Source organism: Mesorhizobium oxytropidicola, assembly GCF_056174625.1.
On the sequence record NZ_CM149692.1, the window covers coordinates 2,831,733 to 2,851,652 of the forward strand.

Genomic DNA, 19,920 nt, shown 5'->3' on the forward strand with positions numbered 1-19,920 from the left:
GCGATCGGTTGGCCTAGATCAAGGTCGCATCAAGCCGCGCGTTTTGCGCGAGCCTGCCAGGTGTCAAAGAGGTGTCGGCCATTGAGTGCATTGCTGGGCAATCCGATGGTCACCACGGCGGCGCTGCCGCTTGTGCTCGGCATGGTGATGGCGCTGCTGGCGCGGTTTGCCCTGCCACCGTTCTCGCCCGTGCTTTCGCTGGTGGCGGCCGCGCTGCTGTTGTTCTTCTATTGGGATACGCTTGGCCCGCCCGTGGTGCCGCCGGTCGCGGCCAGCCAGAAGCTGATCTATCTCGCCTTTGCCGGCATCGTCGCCGGGCTCTTGCCCGAACGCCTGCTCAGCGCCGCCGTCGCCAGCAAGCTTGTCGCCGTCATGCTTGCGGCCGCGCTGCTGTGGCTCGGCTGGCGCCGTATCGCCGGCGGTGCGCTGGACCTGCAGATGATCGCCGCGCTCATCGCCGGCCTGCTGGCGATCGCCGGCGCCGCGATGCTGCTGTCCCTGAAAGCCCCGCCGTCGCCTCCGGCAGAGGAGCCGTTCCTGGTGCCTGCAGCCATGCTGGCCCTATGCCTGGCCGGCGCCATCATCTCGGTGCTCGGCGCCTCGATCGTCACCGGGCAATTGCTGGGCTCGCTGGCAGCGCTCGCGGGCGGTTGGTGCCTCGTCCAGTACATCGCGGTGTTGCGCGGCGGCACGGCCGCCAGCTGGAGCATGGGCACCAAGCTGATGCTCGTCTTTGCCGCCGCCACCGTGCTGATCCAGGTGGCGCTGCTGGCGCCCAAGGCCAATCCCGTGGCGCTCGTGCTTTCACCCTTGCCGCTGATCATGGCCGCGCTGGTGCCCGGTCCGCTGCGGGGCCTTGTTCCCGGTGTCCGGCCGTTGCGGCCGCTGGTTGCCGGTCTGCTGATCGCCATACCGGCGATATTGGCCATCCTGACGGCGCTGCTGTTTGCGCCGCACGGAGCCGCGCTTGGCTTTTCCTGAGCCAGGGAATCACAACCAACAATGGGGAGAGTTACGTGACAATGAGAAAACCGACGGCCGCTTTTGCCTTTGCATCCATGTGCGCCTTCGCATCGGCCGCTTATGCCGAGAATTACGAGATCGACGGCCAGCATGCCTGGGTCACCTTCACCATCAAGCATGGCATCTATGGCACCGCGCATGGCCAGTTCGACGCGGTGAAGGGCGCCATCGTGATGGACAAGGCCGATCCGTCGAAGAGCAGCGTCAAGGCCGAGCTCGATGTCGGCTCGGTACACACCGCCTATGACCAGCGCGACAGCGATTTGAAAGGTCCCGACTTCTTCAACGCCGCCGAATTCCCGGCGATCTCCTTCGAAAGCACCAAGGTCGAGAAGGTCAGCGACAAGACCGGCAAGGTCACCGGCAATCTCACCATCAGCGGCGTGTCGAAGGAGATCACGCTCGACGTGACGCTGGTCAACGAGGCGCCGGCGCCGTGGGATGCGACACTGACCAAGGCGGCGTTCACCGCCACGGGGAAAGTCAACACCGCGGACTTCCCGATGGCCAAGGCCGCCGCCGGTTTCGGCCTCGGCCCCGATGTCGACATCGTCATCGATCTCGAAGCGGTGAAGAAATAGGCCGCGGGCAGTTGGCGGGTAGCCGCCGCGCGATCGAAAGGTCGCGCGGCATTTCACCAGACAGGCGCGAAGTGCGCGCTCAGTCAAAACAAAGTTCCCGCTCGGACAAGACGCCAAATCGGGGATGCCGCACTATCCCCAGCGAAAGATCGGCGCATAGCCGGCGCGCTCAGCAATCGGGATGGAACCATGCGATTTCTTGGAAAGACGGCCTTCATCACCGGCGGCGGCACCGGCATCGGTGCGGCGGTCGCCAGGCGCATGGCGGCCGACGGCGCCAAGGTGGTGCTGATGGGCAGGCGGCGCGAGCCGCTGGAAGCCTTGACCAGGGATATTGGTGGGCTGGTGGTGCAGGGCGATGCCGCCGATCCCCAAGCGGTGCGTGCGGCGCTCGCCGAAGTGCATGACAAGATCGGACCGGTCGACATCCTCGTCGCCAATGCCGGCGGCCATGGCGTCGGCCCGACGATCTCGATGAGCGACGAGACCTGGAACCTGGCAACACGCACCAATCTCGACACCGCCTTCGTCTGCGCTCGCGAATGCCTGCCGGATCTCATCGCGCAAAAGGGCAACATCGTCGTTGTCGCCTCGATCGCCGGCCTGTTCGCCGGGCCGGACGCGGCCGGCTACGTCACCATGAAACATGCCTGCATCGGCTTCGGCAAATCGCTGGCGCGCGACTATGGCCGCAAGGGCGTGCGCACCAACATCATCTGCCCGGGCTGGGTGTCGACCGACATGGCAGACGAGCAGATGGAGTTGATTGTCGAAAAGCACGGGCTTGGCTCGATCGACGAGGCCTACCGGCTGGTGACGAAGGACGTCCCGCTCGGGCGGCCGGCGACACCGGAAGAGGTGTCCAACGTCATCTGCTTCGTTGCATCCAGCGAGGCAGCGATGATGAACGGTTCGATCCTGACGGTCGATGGCGGCGCCACCGTCGTCGACCTGCCGACGTTGGCTTTCGTGGATTGATTGGGGCCTTTGTCGATTGATGTGGAGAGTGCGATGAACGACCAGAACAGACCGGCGGACTGGAAGCATTTCGATGATTTCGCCGCCGGCATCGCCACCAACCGGCTGGCGACGACGGATGCGCTGCGCGGCCAGACTTTCAGGATCACGCTCGACACCGGCCGCACCATTGACCTTGCCTTCACATCGCTCGACACCGTGGCGTGGAGTGAGGGCAGCGAAGCGGGTGCCGACTGGTACGAGGCGCTCGAAGTCGCGTCCAACGTGTTCTTTATCAACATGATCTTCTCGGCCCGGCCAACGGAAGATGAGGCCTTCATCGTCAACACCAGCACGCGCCGCGTGCTGTCGGTGCGCGAAAAGGTGCGTGAGCCCGGCGAGGCGCCCGGCGAGCCACGCGTGGCGCAGACCTGGTCGGCCGGCGTGCTCGGCGATCCCTCGGTCGCGCCGACCGGCATCGCGCCGGCGCCGACCCGCGACCTGATCGGGCTCACCGCGCATTACACATACAGCCCCAATCACATCTACGAGCACATCTATCTCTCTTCCGAGCGCTATGCCTGGCAGAACCTTGTCGGCATCCAGCGCGGCCATGGCGACGTCGATCTGGCGACGACCTGGAAGTTCGCTGAAAACCAGTATGTGTTCGGTTTCCGCGAGTTCATCATCCCGGTCGCCTCGCTGTTCTTCTACAATTGGGACGTCATGCTCTCGACCGGGAAATTCCTCGGCGTGACCAGCCAGGGCAAGATCGAGAACAAGCCGGCCGGCGCCCACATCGAGAAGAAATCCAGAACCGCCTACGACGAAGGCAAGGCGCCGGTCTGACCGCGCGGGGGAACGCCATGAATAAAAACTACGAAGCGATCAAGGCGCACTATGCCGGCTCCGACGCCAAGGATTTGGCGGCGATGATGGCGCCGGTCACCAGCCGCACGGCCTGGACCGAGATGGCCGGCTTTCCCTATGCCGGCACCTATGTCGGCCCCGACGCCATCATCGATGGCGTCTTCAAGCGCATCGGCGAGGAGTGGGACGGCTACGCCTTGAAGCTCGAAAAACTGGTCGATGGCGGCACCACCATCGTCGGCATCGGCACTTATTCGGGTGTCTACAAAAAGACCGGCAAGCCGATGTCGGCGCGCGTCGTCCATGTCTGGGAAATGGAGGATGGCAAGGCACTGAGTTTCGAGCAGTTCACCGACACCAGCCTGGTCGCGGCAGCGACGGTCTGAGGGCATGCGGCCGGGCACGACCGTGTCCGCCCGATCGAAAAACCTGGGAGGATGAAATGGGAAACAGTCTGAAGGCAATGCTGGCGGGCCTGGCCCTGTCGGCCGCGTTCGCGGCCGGCGGCACTGGTATGGCGAATGCCGGCGACACCGAGATCGTCATCGGCGCACCGATCTCCTTGACCGGGCCGCTGGCCGGCGACGGCAAGGAACAGAAATGGGCCTATGAGCAGGCAGTGGCCGACATCAACAAGGCCGGTGGCATCATGGTGAAGTCGGCCGGCAAGAAGCTGCCGGTGCGCCTCGTCGTCGCCGACGACGAAAGCTCGGAAGGCAAGGTGGCCTCGGCGCTGGAAAACCTGATCAAGGTGCAGAAGGTCGATGCGCTGCTGTCGACCCATTCGGGACCGATGAACATTGCCGGCGCCATCGTCGCGGAGAAGTACAAGAAATTCTACATGATCACGACGGCCTTCCCGTTCGAATGGCAGCCGTTGAAGCTGAAATATTCGGCGCTGTTCTTCTTCCATCCGGGGCCGGGCGCGGAGGTGCCGTTCGAGATCTGGGACAAGCTGCCGGCCAATGAGAAGCCGAAGAACCCGGCGCTGGTCTCCGAGGATTCGCCAGACGGCAAGGGCTTTGGCGGCGCCTTCGAGGCGGCGGCCAAGAAGTATGGCTACACCTTCGCCGTCGACGATCCCTGGGCGATCGGCGCCACCGATTATTCGGCGCTGATCACCAAGCTCAAGGCCGCAGACGTCGACGCCATGCTGGTGTTCGGCTCGCCGGCCGACACGGTGACGCTGCTGCGCCAGATGAAGGAGCTCGGCTTCTCTGTGCCTTACCTGCACGGCTGGAAGGGCACCTGGACGGGCGAGTTCCACGAAGCGCTCGGGGCGGATTCCGATTACATCCTGACCGACGGCTTCTGGTCGTCAAGCTATCCCTATCATGGCGCCAAGGAACTCGGCGACCGCTACGAGGCCGAGTTCAAGAAGGACTCCGTGACCGTCGGCGCCTTCTACGCCAACGCACAGGTGCTGGCGCAAGCGATCGAGAAGGCCGGCTCGACCGATGCCGGCGCGATCCACGACGCGATCTTCGGCCAGGAGTTCAAGGACACGGTGGTTGGTGACCTCAAATTCGACCAGACCGGCTTTGCGCTCATCCCCAGCGTCGCCACGCAATGGTGGCAAGGCAAGCATCAGCTGATCTTCCCGGACGGCAACTGGACGTACAAGCCGGCCCCGGCCTGGGACAAGCGCTGATTGACTGAGAACAGCGGGCGGGTGAGGCGGGCGCCTGATTGCGAAGCCAGGCGCCCGCTGCGATGTCAAGCATCTGACGATTTGGAGAAACGGAGACACGATGCAGCCTGACCAAACCCTGCTTCGCCTCGAGGCGGTCCAGAAGCGGTTCGGCGGGCTTGTCGTGCTCAACAACATCGACATCGCCGTCGGCGCCAATGAGCTGATCGGGCTGATCGGTCCCAACGGCGCCGGCAAGTCGACGCTGTTCAATCTGATCACCGCGCTCTACACGCCGACGCAAGGGCGCATCCACTTCCGCGGCCAGGACATCACCGGTATCGCACCGCATCGCATCTGCCGGCTGGGCATTGCGCGGACCTTCCAGCTGGTGCGCACATTCCTCACCATGACGGCGTTCGAGGACATCATGGTCGGCGCCGTTTATGGCTCGGGCAGGCGCGTCAAGCATGCGACAGCCGCCGCCGAGGAAGCGCTCGAACTGGTGGGGCTAACCGCAAAACGCGATATCCGCACCGCGCATATGACGCTGTCCGACCGGCGCCTGCTGGAGATCGCCCGGGCGGTGGCGTCAAGCCCGGCGCTGCTCCTGCTCGACGAGCCGATGGCCGGGCTGAACCCGACCGAGATCCAGCGCATGGTCGATGTCATCCGCCGTGTGCGCAGCGAGCGGGGCGTCTCGATCCTGTGGGTGGAGCACAAGGTCGACGCCATCATGAAAGTGTGCAGCCGGGTGATCGTGCTCGACCATGGCGAGAAGATCGCCGACGGCACGCCCCGCGAAATCGTCGCCAACCGCAAAGTGATCGAGGCCTATCTTGGCGAACCGGCTGCTTGAAGTCACCAATCTCGAAGTCGCCTATGGCGATGTCGGCGCGCTCTGGGGCGTGTCGATCCATGTCGACCCGGCAGCATCGTCGCCATCGTCGGCGCCAATGGCGCCGGCAAGACCACGCTGTTGAAGACGATCTCCGGCCTGCTGAAGCCGAAGCGCGGCGAGATCTTTCTCTCGGGCGTGCCGCTGGCCGGCAAGGCGCCGGAGGAGATCGCCGGCATGGGCATCGCGCATGTGCCGGAAGGGCGCGGTCTGTTCCGGCAGATGACGGTGCTGGAGAACCTCGAGCTCGGCGCTTTCCAGCCCAAGGTGCGCAAGCATTTCAAACAGTCGCTGGAGAAGGCCTACACGCTGTTTCCGCGGCTGAAGGAGCGGGCAGGGCAGAAGGCCGGCTCGCTCTCCGGTGGCGAGCAGCAGATGCTGGCGATCGCGCGCGCCACCATGTCGGACCCGTCGCTGCTTATCCTCGACGAGCCGTCGCTGGGCCTGAGTCCGATCGTGGTCCAGCAGATGTTCGCGCTGATCGAGACGCTGCACAAACAGGGTGTCACCATCCTCTTGGTCGAACAGAACATCCACCAGGCGCTGAAGGTCGCCGACTATGGCTTCGTGCTGAAGACCGGCGAGCTTGCCATGCAAGGCACGGGCGCCGAGCTCATCGCCGATCCTGAAAATCCAGAAGGCCTATATGGGCGTGTTGGAGGTGCAATGATGGTCAACCTCCCGCCTCCCGAAATCCTGCTGCAGCTGTCGCTCAACGGCGCGCTGGGCGGCGCCATGTACGGCGTCGCCGCCGTGGGCTTGAGCCTCATCTTCGGCACCATGCGGCTGATCTTCCTGGCGCAGGGCGCGATGATCATCCTCGCCGCCTATTTCGTGCGGGCGCTGTTCTATGGGCTCGGCATCGACCCGTTCCTGTCGCTGCTGATCGTGGTGCCGGTCGGGCTCGGCGTCGGCTGGCTGGTCTATCAGGGCCTGTTCCGCCGCGCGGCTGCCGAGGAGGACCGCAACATCTCACTTTTGATCGCGGTTGGCCTGATGTTCCTGATCCAGAATCTGATGACGGTGGTGTGGGGCGGCAACACGGCCGCGGTGGTCACCTCCTACACGGCGAGCGGCATCGAGATATTGGGCGTGCGCACCTCGTTCACGCGCTCGATGGGTTTTCTGATCGCGCTCGCCGGCACCGGGCTGGTGGTGCTGTTCCTGCGCAAGACGATTGTCGGCAAGGCGGTGCGCGCGGCCTCCGAAGACATGGAAGCGGCGACGCTGATGGGCATCAGCCCGCACCGCGTCAACGCCATTGCCTTCGCCATCGGCATCGCGCTGGCCGGAGCGGCCGGCGTAGCGGTGGCGACCACATTCCCGTTCAACCCGTTCGCCGGTTTCATCTTCAGCCTCAAGGCGCTGGTGGCGCTGGCGCTGGGCGGCATCGGCAATGTCGCCGGGGCGCTCGCCGGCGGCATCATCCTCGGTCTCATCGAGGCCTATGTGCAGTATTTCATCTCAGGCGGCTGGACCAACGCCATCGCCTATGGCGTGTTCCTGGCGGTGCTGATGTTCAAGCCGGAAGGCCTGTTCAGCCGGCCCTACAAGAAGGCTTGAGCCAAGATGTTGAAGCAAGCCTTGCCGAAACAAGCCTGGACATGGATCGCTGCAATCGTTGTCGTGGCATTGGCGCTGCTGCCACTGCTGCCCGGCGCGATCGACAGCTACGCGTTCTCCTTCCTGTTCTTCGTCTTCATCTACGCCATCATGGCGCAGGGCTGGAATCTGGTCGCCGGCTTCGGCGGCCAGATCAGCCTCGGCAATCACGCCTTCTTCGGTCTCGGCGCCTACACCACCGCGATCCTGTGGAGCGGCAACTATCTCTGGGGCTCGCTCTATGATGCCTATCCGCGCATCTATTATTTCGACCCGGTGACGATGGTACTGGGCGGGCTGGTCGCTGCGGTGGCCGCCATCATCATCGGCCTGCCGCTGCTGTCCAAACTGCGTGGCGACTATTTCGCGCTGGGCACGCTCGGCTTCGGCGAGATCGTCAAGGTGATGTTCATCAATGGCGGCGACTTCACCGGCGGCGCCTTCGGCGTCGTCGCGCCGGCCGGCACCTTCGACACGCTGTTGCCGCACTATCTGGTCGGCTTCGGCCTGATGGTGGGCACGGCGCTCGCCATCCACCTGCTGATGCGCTCGCGCTATGGCCTGGCGCTGATCGCCGTACGCGACGACGAGATGGCGGCCTCGGCCAACGGCATCGATGTGCTCAAGGTCAAGGTCGCAGCTTTCGCCGGCAGCGCCTTCATCGCCGGCATCGCCGGCAGCCTCTACACCTATTACATCTTCCATGTCGGCCGGATTCGGTCTTCGACCTCGACTGGATGCTGTTGCCGCTGATGATGACCGTGGTCGGCGGCACCGGCACGCTGCTCGGGCCGATCCTCGGCGCCTTCGTGATGTACGCGGTGTTCGACCTCGCGCGCATTGTTGTGCCGGACTATCACCCGGTGATTTCGGGGCTGACGATTATCCTGGCGATGCTGTTTTTGCCGAAGGGACTGATGCGCAGTTTTGCAGGGAGGGTGCGGGTGGTTTGAGCGATTGAGTCAAACTCCGTCGGCTGACTGTCTCAAGCTGGCAACCTCAATTTTCCCAAGCACATGGACCGGGAACCGCTCGCACCGCTAGGCGATGGAATTGTCCAGAATGACGACAAGATATGTCACGCAGGGGGAACGGGCAGCATCCCAAAGTCACCAGCTCTCGAGCATTTCATAGCGACGGCGCATCAGGTAGATGCTGGCGTTCTCGTAGTCGCGCCGGTCGAGCATGGCGCGGTCTTCGGCAAAAGTCTCGCCCCGAAACATCCGTCCCAGGCGCGGATCGAGTTCGGCCCGGGCCTGGGCCCGCAGGTCTTCCGCGCAGGCGCTATCGCCCATCTCATGGCAGGCGGCGGCGCCGATCACCGCAAAGTCCGCATTGAAGCCGCGCACCTTGAGATAGTAATCCGCGAAACTGGCGGCGCGGGAGTACTCGCCTGCCCTGTACAGTTCGTAGAGGATACGGAAGTTGAGGTTGCGCGAGAGGATGTGCGGAAAGGCCTGGATCGCCTCATCGAAGCCCTCCATCAGCCCCTGGTTCTGGTGGTTGGTGAGCCCGGAAAGGGCCATGACGTAGTTGCCCAGGGCGGCGACCAGCGGGCTTGCTTGTGGATCGAGGAGGTATCCGATATCCCCTGTCGCCTGCGAGGCGTCCATCGTGGCGAAGAAATCGGCGTCGCGCCAATAGTAGAGATCCGGCCTGGCGACGCCCGGCGCCAGAGCTGCGGCGGTTTCGATCATCGTCTTTCCGTCCATCGACTGGAAGAGAACCGCTTCCTTCAGAACCGAGTCCATGGTGTCGAAGGGGACCGAGAACAGCTTGCGGCCGCCTTCCGTGAACCAGCGGCCGCCAAAGTCCTGCAGCAGGCTATTCGCGGAGAGAAGAAAGTTCTCCTCGGCCCGCGGATCGATGAAGGTCACCAGCCTCTTGTCGGCCTCGATCCGGAAGATCATGGTTGAGTGGTCGGTAAAGCCGTCGCTCAGCATCGCTTCGTCGCCCGGCGCAAGAATGCATGGCCAGCGATCGATTGGCAGCACGAGGTCGCCGCTCGGCAGCTCGACTTCGGTCGCGCTCCCCGCGGCCCAAAACGCACCACGGGCAGAGGCGTGTCCGGGTTCTGCTGCGTCCAGATGTTCAAGAGGTTCTGGTCGGCCGGTCCGTCCTCCTCCATCGCCTCGTTGTTGAGGTACGGCGCCTCGTTGGGGCTGCCGTAGGGCGATGCTGCCCTGAGGTCGAACAGATGCTCAAGGTTCTGCAGCGGCTGTTCGCTTCGAACCACCGGACAATCGGCAATGCCGGCAACGGCCGGCAATGTCGCGCCCGCCAGCAGGCTAGTTGTGCAGATACAGAGGCTCAGAACGCGATTCATGATCAACCCCATCGATAGTGTATCTGGCGATGATCTGGAGACCCTTGACCGTGGCGTCGAGATAGCGCAGCCGCAGGTCCAGGGTATAGGTGTCATCGGTCGGGTTGAGCTCGATGACTTGCGCCCGGTCTTTGCAATCGAGGAGGTTCTCCGGCCGACAGGGTAAGAACTGCCCATTCGCGTCATTGTAGACGACCGTGGTCCCGCCGCCTTTTATGACGCCGAGATAGGTATTTACCGGCCGCGCCCCTGCCCAGGTTTCCGGCTTGCGATTGGGCGGGGCGGCGTTTGCTTTCACGGCCGCAACAACCTCGGGCGGCACAGCGTCGATCGGCGCGATGGCGATGGCGTTGATGGCAATCCGGGGGGCAGGAGTCTTGAGCGAGAGCTGGGCGCGAAGCTTCACGCCCTCCGAAAAGACTCTGGCTCCGGCGACCTTGATCATGGTGCCCCCCGACAGCGGCGCAAGCTCCTCCTCATCCAGCTTCACATGCAGTCCATCTTCGATCCGCGGAGCCGGAGCGAAGCGATCGTGGAGATCCAGGAGGCCGACAATGCCGACGATGATGGCGGAGATCGTGGCGATCGCGGTCGCAATCGGATACTTCTCGAAAAAGGCAATCAGATTACCAGCCAGGCCCCGCGGTCTCGCTTGAGCAGCCTCCGGCTTGCGACGTACGCGTGCCATGGCGGATCCCCAACCCATCACATTGTAGCACGTGGCCGCGGCACGCTCCAGCCGAGCGGATGCGCCGGCGCGGGGCTTCCGCGCCCGACGCTCACACAAATGAGCAGGATTTGAAGGCTTTGGCGACAAACCTTGGCGCCTGTCCGTGGTCGGCGGCACCGGCACGCTGCTCGGGTCGATCCTCGGCGCCTTCGTCATGTACGCGGTGTTCGACCTCTCGCGCATCGTGGTCCGGACTACCACCCGGTGATTTCGGGCCTGACGATCATCCTGGCGATGCTGTTCCTGCCGAATGGGCTGATGCGCAGTTTGGGGGGCGGGCGGTTTGAGCGATTGAGTCAAACTCCCGTCGGCTGACTGTCTCAAGCTCAATTTCAGAGATGCGCCACCGGCGGACCCTTAGGGACCGAGAACCAAATGTCGCGTTTGGGGCCGGAGGCGGACTGGCACCTTTTGGGGAGGAAGGCCAAAAAGCAGACGTGCGTTCGCACGACACCGTCGCGGTTCGAACCTCTTCCGGCGGGCCAAGCAAGACATAGATGGGACTGGAGAACAGCTGCACCACAGCCGAATCGCTCGTTGCCCTATCACGCAATCGGACTCTCACGACCCGAATTTAGTGCTGCAATATACGGAGTCATGGTAGCTAGATTGGCGTTTTCTTTGTTTCCACGACCGGCCCGCTTGCTTCTTCTGCTTTTCGGCCGTCCGTCCCCTTCAAGTAGATCGTAACCAAAGTTGCTACATATGCTCCGAACATGCTATTAACAACAGCCAGCAGTATCTTGAACTGCTCGAACGTTATACTGGTTTCATGAAAGGCCTTGGCGATTATTGCAAAAAGCATCAACGTAAGAAAGGCAATCGGAATGCTGAGTGCGATTGAGGCGGAAAGAGATCTTACAGTATCAGCGTCATCTTTGTCCTTTCCGATGTTGTTTTGACTGAAAGAAACCACCGTTCCGACGTGCGCACCAACTATAGGTAAAATAACCGCGACGCTGGTCGTAAATTCATCAAAATCAAACCCGCCTAAGAACCAACATCCTATAAGCACAAAAACAATTGCTACATAGCCAAAAAAAATAATGGCGACGAGCGCGCTTCTTATTGCTCCCCTAGACATTCACCATCTCTCCCATCAATCACCGCCCCGACGCAACATATAAGCTCTAACGTTGGCATCAGCGTGTAAGAGCAGCAGCCACCTGAACAGCCAACGTCGAGACAAAGTCGTTAAGATTGTATCCTTGGACTACGTCCATGGATTTGAGGCAATTTCCCTCCGACGGGACGATACTACCTGCACCAGAGCAAACACTTCCATCAACCACAATTAGGAGCTCAGCCGAGCTGTTCTCACCGAGAACAGCTGCAGTGATAAAAGCTCGTTCCCAGTATCCCGAGTCCGGTGAGACCCATCCCTTGACGCCCGACACCTTTACCCTAACCGCGGCCGTCTCATTCTGCAACCATTCGACGCGAGCGCCCTTGGGCAGCACTGATGACAGCGCGTCATAGAGCGAGAGTGTCACCCGACTGGGTGCAACCTGGCGAGCAGTCTTTCGCATTCCGCCTGCGAAGGTTTTGATGTAGATCGTCTCGGATCCGCTCATTAAGCAACTACCATTCGAAAAAGCTACCTTGGTCAACGACGCAAACACAATCGTACCTGAGCAGTTGCCTTGTCGGTATTTCAACGCAATCTGCGGCACTCCGACGCCGAGAGCATCTGCTATGACCGTTGCCACCGCGATCTCTCGCGAGTAGGCGGGCAGAGATTCTTCTTTCGTTTCCGCGTCGGATATACTGACATTGACAAGATAACGCACCGCCATTCTGGACACCAGAATATCGCCTATCTTCTTTATATCTAGCCGATCGACGTTAATCCCGTCTGCCCTGCAGACGATGTCCCGCGTGCTAACTCTAGTGTAATTAACCCGGTCGACCGGAAAGTTCTTGTGGATGTAAGCATCGACCGAAAGCTCAAAAAAAGTGCTTTTTTTAGCGCTCGTCCTCGCGTCAGAGCCAAACTCTTCCGTATGATTTGCTGAACAATATTCAACCAAAAACTCTCGCAGCGTACCGCCCGTCCATGAAGGACTTTCAGTGACCCGTAGACTTCCAAGTTCAATGTGCTCCAGCATGTTGGTTTCGATTAGGCGTCTCGTCAACCTAAGAAGCTGTGACGGCTTCTGAACATCTTCGTCTCCATAATGCGGACCGCTAGTTTCCTTGATCTGGTCGACATTTGTCTGAATCAACACATTGCACTGTACCTGGTCAGTAACATCACTGCTGATCGCAATAATATAATCACCTCCCGGAATGGCAATCTCTAGGAGCGGACTCCGTTCTTCACGGCCGTATGCTTCGCCGAATATTGTAGATCCGTGACTAGGCCAGATGCTTAAAGATGCGATGGTCTGTTCATCGCGTGTAATTACCAGCCTAGCCGCATCGCACCTTTCCGCAGAATTGAGAGAAATTATTTTAATGGTCGAATCTTGAGGAAGTTTAAGGTTATATTTTTTGGTGTTCTCATATTTATTGAGCGTTGTTAGCTGTTGTGGTGTCGTTAAGTTGGACGCGGCTGCCGCAGGTGGGAGATCGGTACACAGAAATAGATACAGAACTGCTGCGAGGAGCCACGAATTTATTGTCAATCGTGTCATAATAATTATCCGTTCCTCGAACAAAAGTATATCTACCCGACATATATTCCCATTCGCGCTATTTAGTTAGCTCTGTCGCTAATTTTGAGCTAATTCGCGCAGCGAGATCATTGCGCACGGTTTTCTTGGGATCACGGCCTTCGGATATGCATTTGGGATTGAATGTTTGCGAGTCTGTCCCAGTCACGCAGGTCGATGCGTCTGCCCGAACTATCAATTCTGAGCTCTGAACAGATCCGATAAGCGCTGCGGCGACATAAGCTTGCTCTGCTCCGTCGGCATCTGGAACGGACCAGCCAATAGTACCAGTCACACGGGCGCGGAATGCCGTTGCCGACCGTTCGAACCATTCCAAGTGTGCGTCTTTCGGTAAGACCGAAAGAAACGCCTGATCAAGCGGTACCCCTGACCTGTCGCCTATGATGGTGATACGCGGAAACAATATTCCGCTCAAATCGTTTGGAGGCGGCGACTCGCCGGCCCACCGATAGCATCCACCATACTTATCGACAAAATGAGGTGTCGAGGACGAGTCTACAACAATATCATACTTGCAGTCGTCGGCTTTGACGTGAAGCGCCATTCTATGGGACGGGATCCGAAGTGCGTCCGCGACGATCTGCACCAAAGCTAATCCATAGCCGCGATTGAAGTCGCGCTCGCCGTGGAGATCTTCGCTCCGAATCGAGAGATCCACTATGAACTCAACGGCACTGTCAGACTCTAACAGGCGACCGAGTCCGTCAATCGTCAGTTTTTGTGGCACCTCGAAAGGAACGTTACTGCAAATCAGATCGCCGCCTGCCAAACCGACGTCGTTGTGTGGATCAACATGGTCGTAGATGTATTTTTCGACGGTGACTTCTATGAGGCGAATATAGTTATAATATATGGCGTTTTTTGTTGCTTCTGGCTGCGATATGTCTGTTCCAGTTTGCTTTTTTCGCAATTCGTTGGTATAACTGTTACAGTATTCATCTGATACTTCTCGCTCATAGTACGAATACCATTCCGGTGAGTGGATTATCTCGATGTCTGACAGGTCGATATATTTAGCTATTCCAGATTCCAATATTCGCCGCGTTACAGCATAGTGTCTTCGTGCGACCACCGCGGCGGGTTCGGAATACATCCCCCCGGACTCTTCGCTCAATCCTGAAATAGGCCCAACTTCGGCGATCACGCTGACGTCACAATTAGTCGACTGGTCATCCTTTGCCTGCATATTCAATGTATATGGCCCAGGGGGGAGCACTGCGTTGATGCTTGGCTTCAATTGGCGCGGATCGCTGGCTGGATACTGCGCGAACGCACTTTGGCCGTAACTGTCAGCGGACGCAACAAAAACATGCGAAAGTGATAAAGTGATGCGGAGGTCGCCGCATTCACCTTTCGCATAAAGAATGGCAATTTGGACCACCGACTCCGATATTATTGATAGAGCCTGGGTGTCGGTAGGGTTCGATGTTGAGAGTCTAAATTCCATGGTGTCTGGCTGTGCGAATCCAGTTTCCACTTTACCCAGTAGAGTACTCGCAATAGTTGCTATAAGAATCGGCCAGAACGAAAGCGTCCTGCCTTTCGTACGCCCAGTCGTATTCTCATACGCAACGACGCAAAGTCGAAAAATTGCTTTAACACAGGTGTGTATGTAACTCGGTCTTGGCGTGAAAGCGTGGTATTCGACCTGAAAAGCGACCATCTCGTCCTCCGCCCTTCTCCACATCTTATGCTAGCATCGAAATGATTGCACTTTAACAACTATATGAACTCGATTGCAAACACCGGATGAAGCTGTTTGCGTTGAACACAGTTGCGAGGCAAGATGCGAATGCAGTTGCAGCTCGTTTCACGCAGGAGAGCGGAGCAAATTGCTTCAACCAGAATAACCTGGGGTTGCATAGTTGCCCGCGTTGGAAGGTGCGCTTTTCAGCCTCGCGAGCCACGTATTTGAAGGGTGACACAGTGCGACTGCGGACAAAGTCGCCATAATTTGATGGAAGCGGCGCGGCCCCTCCCCGAGGGATGAGCGCTCGCGTTACTGCCAGTGCCTTTCTGGCGTACTGACGGTGGCGCCGGAGAGCCGGATTGCGGAAGCCAAATAGTTCTCGACATCTCCCGAATGTCCGCTTTCGGGCACGCGCCGGATTGGAGGCGATTGAGGCGACGACGCTCCTCGAGGCCGCGCGTATATTTGCCGCGAACTCTCCCGCCTCATCACCAGCGCTGCCAGCAAGTCGCGGACTGCCACCACCTCCGGATATCGCGGCCCCCTGACTCTTTCCCTCCCCCCAAACGTCTTAGCTACAGTGGAGCAATGGAGCAGGGTCGATGAGCCTTAAGGACAAGAAAATCGTGGTTACCGGCGGCAGCCGGGGCCTTGGCCTCGGATTGGTCGAGGCACTGGTCGAACATGGCGCTGAGGTGACCGTGGTCGCCCGTGGCGCCGAGGCGCTGGAGGCGGTCGGTGCGCGGCTCGGGGTCGCCACGATCTCCGCCGACGTCACGGACGAGGACGCGGCCTATCGCATCCTTGGCGAGGTTCGCCCTGATATAGTGGTGCTGAACGCTGGTGCCACGCAGCGCATGGGGCGATTGGATCAGCTGAAATGGGAGGATTTCTCCATTGCCTGGGAAACTGACGTGAAGGCCGGCCTCTACTGGCTGCAGGCGGCGCTGAACCTGCCGCTCAAGCCAGGCAGCCGCGTGTTGGTGGGATCGAGCGGGGCTGCCGTTGGCGGGTCGCAGATGTCGGGCGGTTATGGCGGCTCCAAGCGCATGCTCTGGTTCATGGCCAAATATGCCAATGGCGTGGCGCAGGAGAAGAAGCTCGGCATCCGCTTCCAGGCGATCGTACCAAGGCAGATTATCCTCGGCACGGGAATCGGGGATGTTGCGGCCGAGGCCTATGCCGGCTCGCTGGGCATCACGCCGGAACAATTCGTGACCCGCTTCGGCGCGCCGATGCCGCCCCGGGCATTCGGCGACAGGGTCATTTCCGTGCTGGAGGACCCGCAATATGCGGAAGGCGTCGTCTTCGGCCTCAATGGGGACGCGGGCGTAACGATCATGGAGGACACGGCGGCTTGAGCGACGGAAAGCCTGAAGTGGACCGCGACCGACGGGAGGGGCTGCTTGCCCTTGCCGCGGCACTGCGGCCGGAGCTGCACCGCTATTGCTCGCGTCTGATGGGATCGGTCATCGACGGCGAAGACGTCGTGCAGGACACTTTTGCCCGCGCCTTCGTTGCCCTGGACGAGCTGTGCGAGGTGCCGCAGTTGCGACCATGGCTGTTCCGGATCGCCCACAACCGTGCGCTGGACCTCTTACGCAGCCGCGCAATCCGCGTCGCGGAGCCGATCGAGGCGGCCCTTGAAATTGTCGACGACGCCAAGGCCGACCCGATGGAGACGCTGATGCGCAGGGAAGCCGTAGAGACCGCGGTGTCGCGCTTTGCGGACCTTCCGATCCTCCAGCGCAGCGTCATCATCCTGAAGGATGTGCTCGACGAGCCGCTGGCCGAGATCGCTGGTCTGCTGGATATCACGGTCGATGCCGTGAAGGGGCATCTGGCGCGCGGTCGCGCCCGGCTTCGGGAGATCAATGCCGATGCTGCCGCGCTCCCCGATGCACGCATCGCGTCCGCCGCTGTGGTCCGCTATGTCACCCTGTTCAACCAGCGCGACTGGGACGGCTTGCGCGCGCTGCTTGCCGACGACGTGAAACTCCATCAGTCCCTGCACCCGCCGCGCTCAGGGGCGGCGGATGTCGGCATGTTCTTCACAATTTACGCAAGAAGCGATCGCCTATGGCTCACGCCGGCCTGGCTTGAGGACCGGGAGGTGATCGCGGTGTTCGAGGACCCGGCCAACCCAACGCCCGACTATTTTATGTGGCTGGAGTGGCGGGAAGGGCGGATCAGTTTCATCCGCGACTATCGCTATGTCCGCTATGTCACCGACGATGCGGAATTGGTGCTGGCAAAGGACGCCGGATCTTTCGGTCGCGGCACTGGATACCGATGAATGGCGGATCTGGCGCGCATCGCGTGCCGGACCAAGTTGTTTGCCGAAAGGGCTGATGCGGAGAGCGCCGACCGCCTGAGTTCTAGGGGCAACGATCGGCTTGCTGCTGCTCATCGCGTATTTCTCCCTGTTGCCGGGCCAGCTTGGGTGGAAGCGGCCTGCCAGGCCAATACGGCCAGGATGACCACCGCAGCGTGAGCGAGGGCGGTCAGCGCTGCCAGGCTCGCCACGCCTGCGTTGGCCCGAGCGAGTTGCAGGAAGACCTCGCGGCCATCGAGAATTGCCGCGGCACCCGCCAGCAGAATGGCCAGCAAGAGGGTCGCTTTGCCAAGCCTCAGAACGGCGGCCGCGAGCACGATCGAAATGCCGACGAACCCCCATGTCAGCCAAGGGGTTTCGAGGTTGATGCCAAGGATCGTTTGCTCGGGGTGACTGCCCGTTTCGCCGACTTCGGCGCTCTCGCCACCTTGTTTCGCAGTAGAGCTCTCGGCCGCTTCATCATGGCCGCCCTGTTCTTGAGCCCCGGCCGCTTCGTTTTGCGCAGCTATGCTTGCGGGCTCCCGATGCCCGCTCCCTTCCATCAAGACGGCGGCAGCGAAGAGGAGCGCCGAGATCGCCAGCATTGCCGACGTCCAACGGACGAGGGCGACGCGATTTCCGAAAGAGCCCATCAACGAAATCTTCCTTTTGGATCAGTGCGAATATAGCGTACTCCTTCAAGTAACTTGAGGTTCAAGGAGTATATTGCGATGAACCTTCACGCCCGCGTGCTCACCATCGGAGCGCTCGCCAAGGCTGCCGGCGTCACGACGCCGACCATCCGCTACTACGAGGAGATCGGTTTGCTGCCTCCCGCGCCTCGCACGACCGGAGGGCAACGCATTTATGACGACGACGATTTGGGTCGGTTGACGTTTATCAAGCAGTGCCGGGACTTTGGCTTCGGCATTGGTCAGGTGCGCGTGCTGATGGAGCTATCCATCAGCACCAGCCGCGATTGCGTCGAGACGCGCGACATTGCCCAGGTGCATCTTGACGAGGTCCGCCAGAAACTCGCCGAACTGCGCTTGCTCGAACGTCGGCTGGAAAGCTTTGTGACCCGCTGCAACATCGCCTGTGCCGGCGGTCCCGGCCAGGACTGCGTGATTTTCAAGGACATGGCTGCATCGGCCAAGGGCAGCTGCTGCGGATAACTGCGAGGAAACGCCTCAATTAGCAGGAGCTACTATCCGGTAGCCCACAGCTCTGGCTCAGGCGACCGCTCGGTGTTCCTCACGGGCAGCCCCCCAAACTTCGCGTGCCGCGTCGGCGTTCATAACCGCGATTCCTAAACCCACCACCAAATCTGGCCACGCGGAGCGCCAGACGAAAGCCGTGACCAACCCGGCCGCTATGATGGCGATGTTGGCGATGGCGTCATTGCGGGCCGACAGGAATGCCGCCTTTGTGAGGCTGCCGCCATGAAGACGGTAGGCGGCGAGCATATAGGCGCAGGAGAGGTTGACGGCGAGAGCGCCAAGTCCCGCCAAGGTCAAGGCGATCGGCTGCGGCGGCACTGGCACGTTGAACTTCTCCCACGCCGTCAAAAGCGTAGCCAGACCCGGCACGAGCAGGATGAGCGCCAGTGCCATCCCCACACGTGCGCGAGAGCGCAACGACCAGCCGAGTGCCAGCAGGACAAGGAGATTTACCGAAGCGTCTTCCAGAAAGTCGACACTGTCGGCGAACAGAGACACTGATCCGATGGTGAGCGCCACAGCGAACTCGACCCCGAAATAGGCGAGGTTGAGGAGCGCGACGATGAGGACGATGCGACGAAGTGGGAGGTTCATCTTCTGAAAGTAACCGAGACCGGTGTATTGGGCCACCAGCTTCGCGACCTGCGGCGCCCTGATCGTGGTGCCACCCGGTCATCTCCAGCCGGACCATCATCTTGGCGGTACTGTTTTTGCCCAAGGGCTGATGCGCAGTTTTGAGAGCAAGGTGCGGACGCCTGAAGGTTGGCGCGTCGTCCTAGCGCGATTGCATCAGCGTCCGCGCCGCATCTTTGCCCGCTGTGAGGATGCGATCCGATAACTCCGTCCCTTCGACGGCGCGGGCCAGTTGCAGCGTACCGATGAGCGTCGCAAAGACAGCCAGCGCCGTGCCTTCCGGATCCTTGGCCTGTGGAATTGCGGCGGCCAGTTGGTGCGCGAGAGCCAGCAAGCGGTCGGTATAGACCGCGCGCGTTTCCGGTGGCTGACGCGCCAGCTCCGGCAACAGCGCGGCGGACGCGCAGCCTTGCCCCGGATTGTCTCGATGCTCGGCCGACAGATACGCCTCTATGGCCACCTCCGGGCCACCCGAGGCCAGTGCCTGCGCCAATTGCTGGGCCTGAAGCTCCATGGCCGCCGCCACGCTTTCACGCACGAGCTCCGCCTTGGATTGGAAATGCGGGTAGAAGGCGCCGTTGGTCAGTCCGGCGTCGCTCATGATGGTCGCCAGTCCGGACGCGGCGATGCCATCACCCCGGAAACGGTCGGCGGCGACTTCGATGATCCTGCCGCGTGACGCGTCCTTGCGGCCCTTTTCGTAGCGCATGGCTGCTCTTGCCTTTCTGCCATTGCATTATGGTCGTAATTTGATATTATGATCTTAATTCA

General features: G+C 60.8%; 23 protein-coding genes. 14 read left to right on the forward strand and 9 right to left on the reverse strand.

Annotation, left to right across the window (positions count from 1 at the left end):
* Window positions 1-81 precede the first annotated feature (81 nt).
* The 11 genes from AC0V8S_RS14035 to AC0V8S_RS14085 all read left to right on the forward strand — a co-directional run bounded on the left by AC0V8S_RS14035 (window position 82) and on the right by AC0V8S_RS14085 (window position 8,514).
* Complete coding sequence (locus AC0V8S_RS14035; RefSeq protein WP_475438036.1) at window positions 82-981, forward strand: hypothetical protein; 900 nt, start codon at window positions 82-84, stop codon at window positions 979-981.
* A gap of 41 nt (window positions 982-1,022) precedes the next feature.
* Window positions 1,023-1,604: a YceI family protein gene (locus AC0V8S_RS14040; RefSeq protein WP_475438037.1), complete on the forward strand. Its 582-nt coding sequence runs from the start codon at window positions 1,023-1,025 to the stop codon at window positions 1,602-1,604.
* Between the two features lie 189 nt (window positions 1,605-1,793).
* Entirely contained in the window at window positions 1,794-2,582 is a 789-nt protein-coding gene (locus tag AC0V8S_RS14045; RefSeq protein WP_475438038.1) for an SDR family NAD(P)-dependent oxidoreductase, read from the forward strand.
* A gap of 33 nt (window positions 2,583-2,615) precedes the next feature.
* Window positions 2,616-3,410 carry a MoaF C-terminal domain-containing protein gene (locus AC0V8S_RS14050; RefSeq protein WP_475438039.1) on the forward strand — a complete coding sequence of 265 codons (795 nt, stop codon included), beginning with the start codon at window positions 2,616-2,618 and terminating at the stop codon, window positions 3,408-3,410.
* A gap of 17 nt (window positions 3,411-3,427) precedes the next feature.
* A complete protein-coding gene (locus AC0V8S_RS14055; RefSeq protein ID WP_475438040.1) occupies window positions 3,428-3,817 on the forward strand; it encodes a nuclear transport factor 2 family protein in 390 nt (129 codons plus the stop codon).
* A 56-nt stretch (window positions 3,818-3,873) separates the two neighbouring features.
* A complete protein-coding gene (locus AC0V8S_RS14060; protein WP_475438041.1) occupies window positions 3,874-5,082 on the forward strand; it encodes an amino acid ABC transporter substrate-binding protein in 1,209 nt (402 codons plus the stop codon).
* Window positions 5,083-5,182: 100 nt separating this feature from the next.
* Window positions 5,183-5,920: an ABC transporter ATP-binding protein gene (locus AC0V8S_RS14065; RefSeq protein ID WP_475438042.1), complete on the forward strand. Its 738-nt coding sequence runs from the start codon at window positions 5,183-5,185 to the stop codon at window positions 5,918-5,920.
* Window positions 5,901-6,044: a hypothetical protein gene (locus AC0V8S_RS14070; RefSeq protein ID WP_475438043.1), complete on the forward strand. Its 144-nt coding sequence runs from the start codon at window positions 5,901-5,903 to the stop codon at window positions 6,042-6,044. Before AC0V8S_RS14065 ends, AC0V8S_RS14070 begins: the two co-directional genes overlap by 20 nt.
* Complete coding sequence (locus tag AC0V8S_RS14075) at window positions 6,041-7,522, forward strand: ABC transporter permease subunit (RefSeq protein WP_475438044.1); 1,482 nt, start codon at window positions 6,041-6,043, stop codon at window positions 7,520-7,522. Before AC0V8S_RS14070 ends, AC0V8S_RS14075 begins: the two co-directional genes overlap by 4 nt.
* Before the next feature lie 21 nt (window positions 7,523-7,543).
* Entirely contained in the window at window positions 7,544-8,314 is a 771-nt protein-coding gene (locus tag AC0V8S_RS14080; RefSeq protein WP_475438045.1) for a branched-chain amino acid ABC transporter permease, read from the forward strand.
* Complete coding sequence (locus tag AC0V8S_RS14085) at window positions 8,299-8,514, forward strand: hypothetical protein (RefSeq protein ID WP_475438046.1); 216 nt, start codon at window positions 8,299-8,301, stop codon at window positions 8,512-8,514. The genes AC0V8S_RS14080 and AC0V8S_RS14085 overlap by 16 nt, the downstream gene beginning before the upstream one ends.
* Before the next feature lie 156 nt (window positions 8,515-8,670).
* Here AC0V8S_RS14085 and AC0V8S_RS14090 read toward each other — a convergent pair whose 3' ends face one another.
* From AC0V8S_RS14090 to AC0V8S_RS14115, 6 genes are all read right to left on the reverse strand, one after another.
* The gene (locus AC0V8S_RS14090) at window positions 8,671-9,504 is read right to left on the reverse strand and encodes a hypothetical protein (RefSeq protein ID WP_475438047.1); all 834 of its coding nucleotides are present in this window, start codon (window positions 9,502-9,504) and stop codon (window positions 8,671-8,673) included.
* Window positions 9,498-9,887, reverse strand: a complete 390-nt coding sequence (locus tag AC0V8S_RS14095; protein ID WP_475438048.1) for a hypothetical protein — start codon at window positions 9,885-9,887, stop codon at window positions 9,498-9,500. Before AC0V8S_RS14095 ends, AC0V8S_RS14090 begins: the two co-directional genes overlap by 7 nt.
* Window positions 9,850-10,575 (reverse strand): hypothetical protein, encoded by a 726-nt coding sequence (locus AC0V8S_RS14100; protein ID WP_475438049.1) that lies wholly within the window; start codon window positions 10,573-10,575, stop codon window positions 9,850-9,852. The genes AC0V8S_RS14095 and AC0V8S_RS14100 overlap by 38 nt, the downstream gene beginning before the upstream one ends.
* A gap of 646 nt (window positions 10,576-11,221) precedes the next feature.
* On the reverse strand, window positions 11,222-11,701 hold the full coding sequence (locus AC0V8S_RS14105) for a hypothetical protein (RefSeq protein ID WP_475438050.1): 480 nt from the start codon (window positions 11,699-11,701) through the stop codon (window positions 11,222-11,224).
* Window positions 11,702-11,759: 58 nt separating this feature from the next.
* Window positions 11,760-13,253 carry a hypothetical protein gene (locus tag AC0V8S_RS14110; RefSeq protein WP_475438051.1) on the reverse strand — a complete coding sequence of 498 codons (1,494 nt, stop codon included), beginning with the start codon at window positions 13,251-13,253 and terminating at the stop codon, window positions 11,760-11,762.
* 58 nt (window positions 13,254-13,311) lie between these two features.
* Window positions 13,312-14,955, reverse strand: a complete 1,644-nt coding sequence (locus tag AC0V8S_RS14115; RefSeq protein ID WP_475438052.1) for a hypothetical protein — start codon at window positions 14,953-14,955, stop codon at window positions 13,312-13,314.
* A gap of 629 nt (window positions 14,956-15,584) precedes the next feature.
* Between AC0V8S_RS14115 and AC0V8S_RS14120 the strand changes: the two genes are divergently transcribed.
* Window positions 15,585-16,343, forward strand: coding sequence for an SDR family NAD(P)-dependent oxidoreductase (locus AC0V8S_RS14120; protein ID WP_475438053.1), 759 nt, complete (start codon window positions 15,585-15,587; stop codon window positions 16,341-16,343).
* Complete coding sequence (locus AC0V8S_RS14125; protein WP_183461945.1) at window positions 16,340-17,278, forward strand: sigma-70 family RNA polymerase sigma factor; 939 nt, start codon at window positions 16,340-16,342, stop codon at window positions 17,276-17,278. Before AC0V8S_RS14120 ends, AC0V8S_RS14125 begins: the two co-directional genes overlap by 4 nt.
* Before the next feature lie 110 nt (window positions 17,279-17,388).
* On the opposite strand, the gene AC0V8S_RS14130 is transcribed toward AC0V8S_RS14125, so the two are convergent.
* The gene (locus AC0V8S_RS14130; RefSeq protein ID WP_183461943.1) at window positions 17,389-17,901 is read right to left on the reverse strand and encodes a hypothetical protein; all 513 of its coding nucleotides are present in this window, start codon (window positions 17,899-17,901) and stop codon (window positions 17,389-17,391) included.
* Between the two features lie 126 nt (window positions 17,902-18,027).
* Between AC0V8S_RS14130 and AC0V8S_RS14135 the strand changes: the two genes are divergently transcribed.
* Window positions 18,028-18,471 carry a MerR family transcriptional regulator gene (locus AC0V8S_RS14135; RefSeq protein ID WP_183461941.1) on the forward strand — a complete coding sequence of 148 codons (444 nt, stop codon included), beginning with the start codon at window positions 18,028-18,030 and terminating at the stop codon, window positions 18,469-18,471.
* Window positions 18,472-18,528: 57 nt separating this feature from the next.
* Here the strand turns inward: AC0V8S_RS14135 and AC0V8S_RS14140 are convergent, their stop codons facing one another.
* Both AC0V8S_RS14140 and AC0V8S_RS14145 read right to left on the reverse strand, forming a co-directional pair.
* Window positions 18,529-19,110, reverse strand: coding sequence for a cation efflux transmembrane domain-containing protein (locus tag AC0V8S_RS14140; protein WP_475438621.1), 582 nt, complete (start codon window positions 19,108-19,110; stop codon window positions 18,529-18,531).
* A gap of 181 nt (window positions 19,111-19,291) precedes the next feature.
* Entirely contained in the window at window positions 19,292-19,858 is a 567-nt protein-coding gene (locus AC0V8S_RS14145) for a TetR/AcrR family transcriptional regulator (protein ID WP_183461939.1), read from the reverse strand.
* Between the last annotated feature and the right edge of the window lie 62 nt (window positions 19,859-19,920).